14 protein-coding genes are annotated in these 12,351 nt (G+C 55.1%); all 14 read left to right on the forward strand.

The features are described from left to right. Window positions 1-92: 92 nt before the first annotated feature. The 14 genes from DYE26_RS01845 (at window position 93) to spoIIIAG (ending at window position 12,295) form a co-directional block, all read left to right on the forward strand. Window positions 93-692 (forward strand): YqhR family membrane protein, encoded by a 600-nt coding sequence (locus tag DYE26_RS01845; RefSeq protein WP_082207733.1) that lies wholly within the window; start codon window positions 93-95, stop codon window positions 690-692. A gap of 75 nt (window positions 693-767) precedes the next feature. Next, window positions 768-1,214, forward strand: coding sequence for a type II 3-dehydroquinate dehydratase (gene aroQ / locus DYE26_RS01850; RefSeq protein WP_036621719.1), 447 nt, complete (start codon window positions 768-770; stop codon window positions 1,212-1,214). Window positions 1,215-1,265: 51 nt separating this feature from the next. After that, window positions 1,266-2,339: a M24 family metallopeptidase gene (locus DYE26_RS01855; RefSeq protein WP_036621721.1), complete on the forward strand. Its 1,074-nt coding sequence runs from the start codon at window positions 1,266-1,268 to the stop codon at window positions 2,337-2,339. Between the two features lie 169 nt (window positions 2,340-2,508). Next, complete coding sequence (efp, locus tag DYE26_RS01860; RefSeq protein ID WP_036621724.1) at window positions 2,509-3,066, forward strand: elongation factor P; 558 nt, start codon at window positions 2,509-2,511, stop codon at window positions 3,064-3,066. A gap of 221 nt (window positions 3,067-3,287) precedes the next feature. Beyond that, window positions 3,288-4,541 carry an aspartate kinase gene (locus DYE26_RS01865; RefSeq protein ID WP_036621726.1) on the forward strand — a complete coding sequence of 418 codons (1,254 nt, stop codon included), beginning with the start codon at window positions 3,288-3,290 and terminating at the stop codon, window positions 4,539-4,541. Between the two features lie 832 nt (window positions 4,542-5,373). Next, a complete protein-coding gene (ltrA, locus tag DYE26_RS01870; protein WP_036621729.1) occupies window positions 5,374-6,765 on the forward strand; it encodes a group II intron reverse transcriptase/maturase in 1,392 nt (463 codons plus the stop codon). A gap of 146 nt (window positions 6,766-6,911) precedes the next feature. Continuing rightward, window positions 6,912-7,178 (forward strand): YqhV family protein, encoded by a 267-nt coding sequence (locus DYE26_RS01875; RefSeq protein ID WP_036627938.1) that lies wholly within the window; start codon window positions 6,912-6,914, stop codon window positions 7,176-7,178. Between the two features lie 151 nt (window positions 7,179-7,329). Beyond that, window positions 7,330-8,328 carry a stage III sporulation protein AA gene (gene spoIIIAA / locus DYE26_RS01880; protein WP_036621730.1) on the forward strand — a complete coding sequence of 333 codons (999 nt, stop codon included), beginning with the start codon at window positions 7,330-7,332 and terminating at the stop codon, window positions 8,326-8,328. Beyond that, window positions 8,321-8,839: a stage III sporulation protein SpoIIIAB gene (spoIIIAB, locus tag DYE26_RS01885; protein ID WP_036621732.1), complete on the forward strand. Its 519-nt coding sequence runs from the start codon at window positions 8,321-8,323 to the stop codon at window positions 8,837-8,839. Before spoIIIAA ends, spoIIIAB begins: the two co-directional genes overlap by 8 nt. 59 nt (window positions 8,840-8,898) lie before the next feature. Next, on the forward strand, window positions 8,899-9,102 hold the full coding sequence (gene spoIIIAC / locus DYE26_RS01890) for a stage III sporulation protein AC (RefSeq protein ID WP_036621734.1): 204 nt from the start codon (window positions 8,899-8,901) through the stop codon (window positions 9,100-9,102). A gap of 10 nt (window positions 9,103-9,112) precedes the next feature. Then, entirely contained in the window at window positions 9,113-9,502 is a 390-nt protein-coding gene (gene spoIIIAD, locus DYE26_RS01895) for a stage III sporulation protein AD (protein WP_036621737.1), read from the forward strand. Window positions 9,503-9,565: 63 nt separating this feature from the next. Beyond that, on the forward strand, window positions 9,566-10,765 hold the full coding sequence (gene spoIIIAE / locus DYE26_RS01900; RefSeq protein ID WP_036621739.1) for a stage III sporulation protein AE: 1,200 nt from the start codon (window positions 9,566-9,568) through the stop codon (window positions 10,763-10,765). Between the two features lie 43 nt (window positions 10,766-10,808). Next, window positions 10,809-11,636, forward strand: a complete 828-nt coding sequence (spoIIIAF, locus tag DYE26_RS01905) for a stage III sporulation protein AF (protein WP_036621741.1) — start codon at window positions 10,809-10,811, stop codon at window positions 11,634-11,636. Window positions 11,637-11,653: 17 nt separating this feature from the next. Next, window positions 11,654-12,295 carry a stage III sporulation protein AG gene (gene spoIIIAG / locus DYE26_RS01910; RefSeq protein ID WP_036621744.1) on the forward strand — a complete coding sequence of 214 codons (642 nt, stop codon included), beginning with the start codon at window positions 11,654-11,656 and terminating at the stop codon, window positions 12,293-12,295. The last annotated feature ends 56 nt before the right edge of the window (window positions 12,296-12,351 follow it).

Raw genomic sequence — 12,351 nt, forward strand, 5'->3', positions numbered from 1 at the left:
CGAACTTTAGGGGCAAATTCTAGTTGTTTAGGCTTTTTGGAATTGAGCATACTAACCAACAAAATATTTCTAATTGGGAAGGATGAAAGCGCATGAATCAACCGCAGCGGGAAAGACGGGAACCCGAAGGGAACGAGCGGGAGCTTTCGCGGGGAGGCGGGCATGAAGAAAACCTGCAATTTTACGGGCAGGGCTGGCGCCAACACAGGAGGGAGCGGACGAACATTTGGATCTATTCGCTCGAGATCGGTTTTTTTGCCGGCCTGATCTGGGGAGGCATCAAAGGTTTTTTTTATTTCTTGCGGTTCACGACGGTTATCCCCGGATATCTGGTGGAGCCCTTTTTTAAAAGATCATTTTTATACAGTCAACCCGGCTATTATGTCGGATGGCTCTCCTTCATCGTTTTTTCCATTTTGGCAACGCTCATTTATACGCTCCTGTTCCGCAAGCTGAAAGGTCCGGGACCGGGAATTTTGTACGGCATCGTTTGGTGGGGGCTCATCTTCGGCATCCTTGGCCCGGCGTTCGGAATGACCCGCCCGCTGCTTGAGCTTTCGAAAGATACGCTTATCAGCGAATTTTGCCTCTATTTATTATGGGGGTTGTTTATCGGCTATACGACTGCGGAGGAATATACGGACGAGCGGGAACGCGAACCGAAGAAATCTCCGGGGGGCGTGCTGCAGTAAGACAAAAAGCTTCTCAAGCGGCTCTCTTCTATGTTAAAATTACTTTTGGTTATTTTTCGGGAAAGGGGAGAGCTTATGCACCGAATCCTGGTTATGAACGGACCGAACCTGAACCTGCTGGGCGTTCGCGAACCCGGCGTCTACGGATCCGAGACGCTTGGCGACATCGAAGAGCGTTTGCGGAAGCTGGCGGAGGACCATGAATTTGAGCTCTCGTTCTTTCAATCGAACCATGAAGGCGCGCTGATCGACCGGATTCATGAAGCCTTCGGGGCCGTTGACGGAATTTTGCTCAATCCCGGCGCGCTTACGCATTACAGTTATGCTCTGCGGGATGCTTTGACATCGGTGAACATTCCCGTCGTGGAGGTGCATTTGTCGAATATCCACGCGCGCGAGGCCTTCCGGCATACTTCGGTCATCGCCCCGATTGCGGTGGGACAAATTGCCGGTTTCGGATCGTACGGTTATGAAATGGGACTGCTTGCGCTCAAACGCCATCTACAGACGAAAAAGGCCTGAACTGGCGGATCGCGATAGCGGGCTCTAAGCGAAAATAAGGGAGAGTTTTTTATGGCGAGCACTCGAGTTGTTCGGCTTCGCGAAGCGATGAAGCTTCAGAATATCGAAGCGGTGCTGATTACCGGAGAGGTGAACCGCCGCTATTTGACGGGATTTACGGGAAGTTCCGGCTACGTGCTGGTTACCCTGGACAAAGCTTGGCTGCTGACGGACTTCCGTTACTTGACCCAAGCTGCCGAACAGGCGCCCGGGTTTGAGATCGTCGACCACGGCGCATCCGTTACGGGAGCGATCAAGTCTTTGCTGGCTAAGGAGAACCTGGATCGCCTCGGGTTTGAGGAAGAGCATGTCGTTTTCTCGGTTTACCGCACCTATGAACGCGAATTGCAACCGATCGCGCTTGTACCGGTGAGCGGGCTGGTGGAGGAGCTCCGGCTGTACAAGGACAGCGAGGAATTGGCGCTGATGAAAGAGGCCGCGGAACTGGCCGACCGCACGTATCTACATATGCTGGACGTTCTGAAGCCCGGCGTCAGCGAATGGGACGCGGCGCTGGAGCTGGAAACGTTCATGCGCAAGCACGGAGCCGAGGGCACTTCGTTCGATACGATCATCGCCTCCGGGGAACGGTCAGCTCTGCCGCACGGCCGGGCCAGCGGGCGCATCATGCAGACGGGCGAACTGGTGACGATGGACTTCGGCGCGTTTATGAACGGGTATTGCTCCGATATCACCCGTACCGTCGCTTTAGGCAAACCGGCCGACAAGCTGCGCGAAATTTACGATGTCGTGCTGGAGGCGCAGCTGCACACGCTGGAGCATCTTCGTCCGGGCATGACCGGCCGGGAGGCGGATGCGCTGGCCCGGGACGTGATTGCCCGCTACGGCTACGGCGAGTATTTCGGGCACAGCACCGGACACGGTCTCGGCATGGAAGTTCACGAAAATCCGCGCGTATCCAAAACGAGCGATACCGTGCTTCAGCCGGGCATGGTTGTCACGGTGGAGCCGGGCATTTATTTGCCGGGTCTCGGCGGCGTGCGCATCGAGGACGATGTCGTCATCACCGATTCCGGCGTGCGGCGTTTGACCGAATCGGCGAAGGACTATATCGCGATCGGCTGACAAGCGGCCTCGGCGGGTAGGCCAAAGGCAAAAGCCGGGGGAATGGCGGGGTTACGCGGGTACTCCCCGAATGTGGGGTAACAGCAGCTAACAAACGTCACTGTTAATTTAGGGTATTCTTTTAAAATAAATATAATAAATTTGTTAACCCACTTGAGGAGGTACTTTTGTGATTTCAGTAAACGATTTTAAAACAGGCTTGACCGTAGAGGTGGACGGCGACATTTATACGGTGCTGGAATTCCAGCACGTTAAACCGGGCAAAGGCGCGGCTTTCGTCCGCTCGAAGCTGAAAAACCTGCGCAACGGCAACACGGTGGAAAAAACATTCCGCGCCGGCGAGACGATCAGCCGCGCTATGATCGAAAACCGCGACGTTCAATACTTGTACGCCAGCGGCCAGGAGCACACCTTCATGGACAACGAGACTTACGACCAATTTACGCTGTCGTCGGATCAGTTGGAATGGGAGCTGAACTTCCTGAAGGAGAACATGAACGTTAAAATCGTCAGCTACCAGGGCGAAATTATCGGGATCAACCTGCCGAACAGCGTGGAGCTGAAAGTTATCGAAACCGAGCCGGGCATCAAAGGCAACACCGCCACCGGCGCAACCAAAAACGCCAAGGTCGAAACGGGACTCAACGTTCAGGTGCCGCTCTTCATTAATGAAGGCGACGTGCTGCTGATCGATACGCGCGAAGGTAAATATATTTCGCGGGCCTAAGCGGTTTAGCGATGAAGTTTCGGACGGGGGCGGCAGGGCGGTGAACCTGGCGTTCCCTTAAGAATGCTGCATCCTCCACCTTTCAAGGTGGGGGAATTTTTTGTAATGACCGCCAAAGCATTGACGACCTTCGGGTCCTTCGTATTATACTGGTTTAAAGCGTTACTGGTTCAAATGGTTGAATGCTCATAGGATAACGGGCACATTAGGGAGGGTCTGACTTGGCTTTATACGTGATGAAATTTGGAGGCAGCTCCGTCGGCGACACGGAGCGGATGCAGCGTGTGGCAAAGCGCGTTGTCGACAAGCAAAAGGAAGGGCACCAGGTCATGGTGGTCGTCTCGGCGATGGGGGACACCACCGATGATCTGATCGATCAGGCGAAGCTGCTCAGCAAGGAACCGCCGCTTCGGGAAATGGATATGCTGATGACGACCGGCGAACAAATTTCCATTGCTTTGCTGGCGATCGCGATAGATGCGCTTGGCGCCAAAGCGGTTTCGTATACGGGATGGCAAGCCGGCTTCCGCACAGAATCGGTTCACGGCAAAGCGCGAATCACCGATATCCAGCCGGAGCGCGTGCTGAAATCGCTGGAGGAAGGTTACATCGTCATCGTTGCCGGATTCCAGGGCATGACCGTGGACGGCGAAATCACGACGTTCGGCCGCGGCGGTTCCGATACGACGGCGGTGGCGTTGGCGGCCGCGACCAAGGCGGATACCTGCGAAATTTATACCGACGTGGACGGCGTCTATTCGACCGATCCGCGGATCGTAAAAAACGCACGCAAACTGAATGAAATTTCGTATGACGAGATGCTGGAGCTCGCCAATCTGGGAGCGGCCGTGCTGCATCCCCGCGCGGTGGAATACGCCAAACATCACCAGGTGCGCCTCGTCGTCCGCTCCAGCTTTAACCATAATGAAGGCACAGTAGTGAAGGAGGAAGCCAAGATGGAGCAAGGAGTAGTTGTCAGCGGGATCGCTTACGATAAAAATGTAGCCCGGATCAGCATTATGGGGGTTTCCCACGTTCCCGGCGTGCTCGCCAAAGTGTTCGGTTCGCTGGCGGAAGCGAAAATCGACGTCGACATTATCGTCCAGAGCGGCGTACAGGACGGCAAGGCCGATTTCTCCTTTACCGTTGCTTTGTCCGACTGCGAAAAAGCGCTGCAGGTGCTGGAAGGCATCCGCAGCGGGCTTCCGTATGAAGATGTGACTTCGGAAGACGGCTTGGTCAAGGTTTCGATCGTAGGCGCAGGCATGGTCAGCCATCCCGGGGTTGCCGCGCAAATGTTCGACGTGATTTCCAAACAGGGGGTCAACATCAAGATGGTCAGCACCTCGGAAATCAAAGTATCGTGCGTCATCGACGCCGACAAGTTAAATGAGGTCGTGACCGCGCTGCACACCGCTTACGGCCTGGATACGGAAACGCAGGCGTTTGTCGGCGGGCCTAAGGACCGTCGGTAGACCGGCGCAAAACGAAGCGGATATACGTTTTTTGCATAAGAGGCATCTTCAAGCCGGCGGCTTGGGGGTGCCTCTTTCCACAACTATTCTAACGGTTGCCATAGCGCTTATTTCACTGACACCCGGCATATTTTGCTTAGATTCAGGCAAATAACGATTCTCACCACCGTTAAAATTTTGAAAAGGGCTTTTTTCATAAATAGCCGCTGCTGCAACCGTTAGATTTCCTGCAAGCTCAATTTAATTCGAACACCTAAGCCTTTCCCGGGAAAACTGAAATGTATCAAGGCAACAAGTTGTCTTGTGCAGGAGCGGCAGGGGAAACCTCATACCCGCATACCCATCAATCCCTCCCCTTGCACACAACGTATATACGATGAAGGACCTCGCCGGCGGCGGGGTCTTTCTTTTCTATGTACGCCCAGCATGGGCGTCATCTATAGGGTGAAAGTCCCGAGCGGGGGCTGGCGAGCGCCTACCGCTAGCCAAGGGCAAGGGTGTCCATCGCGAGGTGGAATCTGAAGGAAGCCGGAGGCAAAAGCACGGGCCAAGGTACACAAACTGGATTTGAGGCAGGATGAACCGGATGAGCTGCCATAACACAGCGAAATCCAAAGCCGCCAAGGATCACTCCTGTAAACTCCAGTGGTCGTGGGCGGAAAGATGACGTTCTTATCTGGGGAGGCCTGCGGGAGAAAAAAAAAATGCGAAGTCACTTCGTAACCGCAACCGAGAGGCTGCGCTGAACCCGCAGGAGTCAGCAGAGGCCATAGTACGCAAGTACGGGACGCCGGAAAGCGGAAGGGCCGAACCGAAAGGAGAGAGGAAACCGATGCGTTCGCGTGAAGAGCAAAGACAGCCGAATATCCCAAAAGGGAGCTGCCAACAAAGAGAAGCGGTGAAGCCGTCAGGGTATGTTGGAGCGCCGAGTTCTTCATCGGCACAAATCGATCCTTCCTCTCACGAGGCAAGTAACGACTTGTTGGAGCGAATGCTCGAAGGGGAGAACCTCAGGCTCGCCTATAAGCGAGTGGTACAAAACGGAGGTGCCCCCGGTGTAGACCGAGTAACGGTAGCGGGGCTACAGGCTTACCTGAACACACGCTGGGAAACGGTGAAAGATGAACTCCTAACGGGAACGTACAGACCGATACCTGTCAGACGGGTGAAAATCCCCAAACCCGGAGGCGGTGTAAGGCTGCTCGGTATCCCGACCGTGATGGACCGCTTCCTCCAACAAGCACTTCTGCAAGTGATGAACCCGATTTTCGATGCCCCCTTCTCTTGGTACAGCTACGGCTTTAGACCGGGGAAGAGAGCACACGATGCCGTGAAGCAAGCCCAGCGATATATCCAAAGCGGTCTGCGATGGGTCGTAGATATGGATTTGGAAAAGTTCTTTGACCGGGTGAACCACGACATTCTCATGGCAAGAGTGGCAAGGAGAGTGACAGACAAGCGAGTCTTGAAGCTGATTCGGGCCTACTTGGAAGCCGGAATGATGGAAGGTGGCATCTGCCAGAAGACGGACGAGGGAACTCCGCAAGGCGGTCCGCTAAGTCCGCTTCTGGCAAACATCTTACTCGATGATTTGGATAAAGAACTGACAAAGAGGGGGCTGCGGTTTGTTCGTTACGCGGACGACTGCAACATCTTTGTAGCGAGCAGGCGAGCAGGTGAACGAGTCATGGAATCGGTCACACGATTTGTGGAAGGAAAGTTGAAACTGAAAGTGAATCGGGACAAAAGTGCAGTGGACAGGCCATGGAACCGGAAGTTTCTTGGCTTTAGTTTCCTGTCGAATAAACAGGCGACGATTCGATTGGCTCCCAAGACAATCTCTCGATTTAAAGAGAAGATCCGGGAGTTGACAAACCGTACCCAATCAGTCTCCATGGAGGAACGTATATCTAGACTGAACCGTTACCTCATGGGATGGATTGGATATTTCCGAATCGCATCGGCGAAGAGCCACTGTGAAAGATTCGACCAGTGGATTCGAAGAAGACTTCGAATGTGCCTATGGAAACAATGGAAGCGGGTACGCACCCGAATTCGTGAACTTCGGGCACTCGGAGTCCCAGAATGGGCCTGCTATGTTATGGCAAACTCCCGCCGGGGTGCATGGGAAATGTCTCGAAACACAAATAACGCCCTTCCGACTTCCTACTGGGAAGTGAAAGGGCTGAAGAGTTTGCTTTCTCGTTACCTGGAGCTTTGTTAACCTTTTGGAACCGCCGTATGCGGACCCGCATGTACGGTGGTGTGAGAGGACGGGGGTTAGTCACCCTCTCCTACTCGATTAATAAATAGAAAAATACGGGCATATCGTTAAGAGAGCACCATTTGGACAAGGAGGCGAAGGTGGATATGCTCGATAAATTTGTAGTCAGCATGGCGACGCTGCGAATGTTCTCCGGGACCGTCGAGATTTTGGCGGCCCTGCTCATGCTGAAGCTGGGAAGGGTGGATAAGGCGCTGGCCGTCAATTCGGCGCTGGCATTCGTCGGACCGACGGTTCTGCTTGTCACGACGTCCATCGGACTGGCCGGAATCGCCGACAAGCTGTCCTGGGGAAAAATGATTTGGATCGGCTGCGGCGTCGCCTGTCTCTTAATTGGGATTTTGAAGAAATGATAGATTGCCCGGAATAATGACAAAGTACAGGCATACATATGAGGTATAGCAAAAAAAATCATTAAAGTTAGAGTTCAAAAGTCAGGTATTTCGTGAGCAAAAGATGACTTTTTGAACAGCCTCTTAAGATTAAGAGTTTTGGGGGTACGCCATGAACCCAAGTTGGTTAACCGTATTTCCCGACAACATCCGGGCTTTGCTGCTCAAGCTGCCGCCTTCCATTTTTCCCGTTCTGGAAGAGATTCGCATTCGCGAGGGACGCCCGCTTGAGATTAATTCAGGCGGCCGCTACTATTTTGTGACACCGGACGGAAGCCTGACGCAAAATCCGGAGGCAGCCTACAAGCCGGGAAAACAGGACGGCAACCGGCTGCTGGATCTGATCACCAACCACTCGCTTTATACGATGGAGGAAGAGCTTCGCAAAGGCTTCATCACGATAGCGGGGGGGCACCGGATCGGACTGGCCGGCAGGACTTTGCTAAGCGGAGGTAAGGTGGAGCATTTGCGCGATATCAGCGGATTTAATGTGCGGATCGCCCGGGAGGTCAAAGGCATCGCCGACCCGATTTTGCCAAGGCTGCTCGATTTCAAGCGCAGAAGCGTATACCATACGCTGATTTTGTCTCCCCCGCAGCAAGGCAAAACGACATTGATCCGCGATTTGGCCCGGCAAATCAGCAGCGGAACCTGGGGGCACCCGGAGGCGTCCTGGCCGGGGCTGAAAGTGGCCGTCGTCGATGAACGTTCGGAGATCGCCGGCTGCAAAAAAGGCGTTCCCGGATTTGACGTCGGTCCCCGCACGGACGTCATGGACGGCTGTCCGAAAGCGGAAGGGATCATGATGATGATCCGCTCCATGTCGCCGGACGTGCTGATCGTGGACGAGATCGGGCGGCCGGAGGATGCCGATGCTTTGGCCGAGGCGCTGCATGCCGGGGTGCGCGTCATCTGCACGGCGCATGGGGCGAGTTTGGACGACCTGTCCTCGCGGCCGGCGTTGGCCAAGCTGTCGGAAACCGGCTTTTTCCAAATGTACGCGGTGCTTGCGCGGACGGAAAAGGGACTGGCTTTCAGGCTCTGGGACGGAAAACGGCGGGGAATTCAGCTGCACGGGGCGGAATGGAAAGGCAGGGAGGAGCATGCTTAAAATGTTCGGGGCCGCGCTCGTCATTTTGGCGGCAACTTTAGCCGGATGGGTGCAGGCGAGGCAGTTCGCCAGCCGGCCGAACCAGATCCGCAGGCTGATCCTGGCGCTAAAACGGCTGGAAACCGAAATCATGTACGGTTTTACGCCGCTTCCCGACGCGCTGCGGCGGATCGGGGAACAAAGCCAGGAGCCGGTGAGAGCCATCTTCGTCACCGCGGCGGACAACATGAGCGCCTCCAACCGTTTGAGCGCCCAGGAAAGCCTGGAGCAGGCCGCCATCAACGTTTGGCAATTTACCGCCATGAAGGCCCCTGAGCAGGAGGTGATCCGCCAGCTCAGCTATACGCTTGGGACAAGCGACCGGAAGGATCAGTTAAGACATCTGGCGACGGCCGTCCGGCAGCTGGAGAGCGAGGAATCCGCGGCCCGGGAAGAGCAAGCCCGCTATGAGAAAATGTACCGCAGCCTGGGGCTTTTATGCGGAGCGTTCATCGTCATTCTGTTCTACTGAATTCATTTCCCTCCAGGGCTGATTGTCGCCTGTGAAATCGATCGTGAGGTGCCAAATCAATGAACATAGAAGTGAACGCCATATTTCAAATCGCGGGCATCGGCATTATTATCGCCATGATCCATACGGTGTTGAAGCAGATGGGAAAAGAGGACATGGCGCATTGGGTAACGCTGATCGGGTTCGTCGTCGTGCTGTTTATGGTCATCCGGCTGCTGGACAATCTGTTTCAAGAAATCAAATCGATCTTTTTGTTTCAGTAGGTGAGCTCCGGTGGAAATTATCCAGGTTGTAGGGCTGGGACTGATCGCGACGGTGCTGATTCTGGTCATCAAAGAACAAAAGCCGATGTTTGCCTTTTTGATCGCCGCCAGCACGGGCATCCTCATTTTTCTGTATCTGATCGGCAAAATCGGGAGCATCATCGAGGTGCTGGAGGATTTGGCCGAAAAATCCGGCGTGCAGATGATCTATCTGAAAACGATCCTGAAAATCATCGGCATCGCCTACATCGCCGAGTTTGGGGCGCAAATCGTCCGCGACGCGGGGCAGGAAGCCATCGCTTCGAAAATTGAAATGGCGGGCAAGGTGCTGATCATGGTGCTCGCGATCCCGATCATCAGCATCATTATAGAAACGGTAATCAAGCTGCTGCCGGCTTAAAGTGAAAGTTCAGAAAGTCAGGCTTTAGCACCGAACAACCTCTTAAAGAGGGTGGGGAGACGGATGATAGGAACGACAAACGAGCTCTGGCGCTGCAAAACGCTGTTTCTGATCGTCCTCGGCGCTCTGCTGGTGTGGTTGATCCCGCAGGTCTCGCTTGCCGAAGGCGCGGACGGAGGCTGGATCAAGCGGCAAGCCGAAGAGCTGCCGACCGACCAGGTGGAGACTTACTGGCAGCAGTTGATGAAAGATTACGGCGGATTTTTTCCGGATCAGAAGCTCCCGTCCTTTATGGATATGCTGCTTGCGCAAGATCAAAGCTTCAGCCTAAAGACGGGATTAACCGGTCTGATGAAATATATGTGGCACGAGGTCCTGTATAACGGCCGCATTCTGGTAACGATCGTGCTGCTGTCCATCTTCAGCATGATCCTGGAGACGCTGCAAACGGCGTTCGAACGCAATCAGGTCAGCAAAGTCGCGTACTCCATCTGCTATCTGGTCATCCTTGTGCTGGCGATCAACAGCTTCCATGTGGCGATTACGTACGCCAGCAATGCCATCGGCGGCATGATCGACTTCATGATGGCGATGGTGCCGCTGCTGTTCACGCTGCTGGCCTCCATGGGCGGCGCGGTCACCGTCACGGTCACTCATCCGCTCGTCGTGTTTATGGTGCACGCGGTCGGCACGGCGGTGCATACGATCGTTTTCCCGCTGCTCTTTTTCTCGGCGTTGCTGCATATCGTCAGCTCCCTGTCGGACAAATACAAGCTGACCCAGCTCGCCGATCTGCTGCGCTCCATCAGCATGGCGTTGCTCGGGGTGCTGCTGACCGTCTTCCTGGGGGTCATCTCCGTGAAAGGCATCGCCGGTTCGGTGACCGACGGGGTGACGCTGCGGGCGGCTAAATATTTAACCGGCAATTTCGTGCCGGTCGTCGGCAAGGTGTTCGCCGACGCGACGGACACGGTGATCTCCGCGTCGCTGCTGGTGAAAAACTCGATCGGGCTCGTCGGCGTCATCATTCTGTTGTTTCTCTGCGCTTTCCCGGCGATCAAAATCATCACGCTGGCGCTGATCTTCAACCTTTCGGCAGCGGTGATGCAGCCGCTTGGCGATTCGCCGATCGTCACCTGCCTGGAAACGATCGGCAAGAGCATGCTGTACGTTTTTGCCGCGCTCGCGGCCGTCGGGCTGATGTTTTTTCTGGCGATTACGATCATGCTCACCGCCGGCAACATTACGGTCATGATGAGGTAAGCGCGGGGGGCGCCCCGCCGGAAACGGGAAGGTGATCCAAGCGATGAACTGGCTAGCGGAATGGCTGAAAGAAATCATTTTTATCGTACTCATCGCCGTCTTTGTCGATCTGCTTCTCCCCAATCGCGCGATGGAACGCTACGTCAAGCTTGTCGTGAGCCTGCTGATCTTGCTGACACTGATCTCCCCGGTCATGCGCTTCTTAAGCTCCGATGCCAAGAAAGAGCTGGAAACGGCTTTTTCCGAAAGCATCGAAGGGCTGGAGAACGAAGCGGCCGGGCAAAGCACGGAAGCGATTTTGCGGCAGGGCGAAGAACTGCGCCAGAAGCAGGAAGCCGAGGCGCTGCAGTGGGCGGGGGAAGAAACGGCGCGGCAAATGAAGGAGCAGATCGAACGCGAGACCGGGCAGCCAGTAGAGCGGGTATCGGTTAAACTGACCACAAAACCCGCGAAGACGGGGGCGGACAAGGAAGGCGCGAGCCCGCCGGCAGCGGAGCCGGTCATCTCCGAAGTTGAGGTGGTCATGGCCGAGGCCAAGACGGAATCGTCCGACGCGGACAGCAATGCTTCCGGGCGGGGGCCGGAGATAACGGTTGCACCTATCGAAAAAATAACGGTCCGCGTTGGCGCAAACACAAATGAGAGTTCCGAACAAAGGCCAAGCAGCGGTGCGAACGACCCAACCACTGAGGCGATGGCCGGCTCCGGTGGCGACACGGTGGAAAGGAAGCGTTCCGGAGAGAATGGGAATCTCGTGAATGAAGCGGTGCCGGAAATGCTCGTGACACAAATTGAGGAGCTGCTGAGCAAAAACTGGGGGGTTGCCGAAAATGCCGTAACGATCATCCGGCCGCAGGCGGAAAAAAGCTAGTCGGGAGGTGAAGGGACATGCCGGGATGGCTGAAAAAGCTTGAGCAATGGATCGGCAAAGGCGCGGACGGGAAGAAGCGCGCAAATACGTTCCGCCTGCTGCTGATTCTCGGATTGGCAGGCATCGCGATTATGCTGTTCAACTCTTTTGTGAACGTTAAGGAGGTGGATAACGGGGGGGAAGGCCGAGAACCGCCGGTGATGCAGGATCTGGCGTCCGAGGCCATGGAAGAGAGCGCCGCCGGCGGCGAATTCAACAGCATTGAGTTGTCGCTGGAGAACAAAACGAAGGAGATTTTGGAAAAAATCGTCGGCGTCGGCGCGGTGGATGTCCTCGTTACGATCGATTCGACGGAGGAGGTCGTCGTGCAGCGCAACGTAAAGGATACCCAGGAATTGACGGAGGAGAGCGACGCGGACGGGGGGAGGCGCCATGTGACGCAATATACCCGCGACGGTCAAATCGTGACTTACGAAAATTCCGGCAGCGAGCAGCCCATCGTCACAAAAAAAATCAAGCCGAAAATCCGCGGGGTTCTCGTCGTCGCGAGGGGGGCAGAAAACAAAACGGTGAAAGGCCTGATCGTGGACGCTGTCGAGAAGGGATTAAATGTTCCGGCGTACCGGATATCCGTCGTTCCCCGCAAGCAGTCCCAGTAGTTCTCAGAGCCGCTTTCTTAAGAAGAGGGAGTTATGCTCACAAACCAAAGCGGATG

Source organism: Paenibacillus macerans (assembly GCF_900454495.1).
Lineage (GTDB): Bacteria > Bacillota > Bacilli > Paenibacillales > Paenibacillaceae > Fontibacillus > Fontibacillus macerans.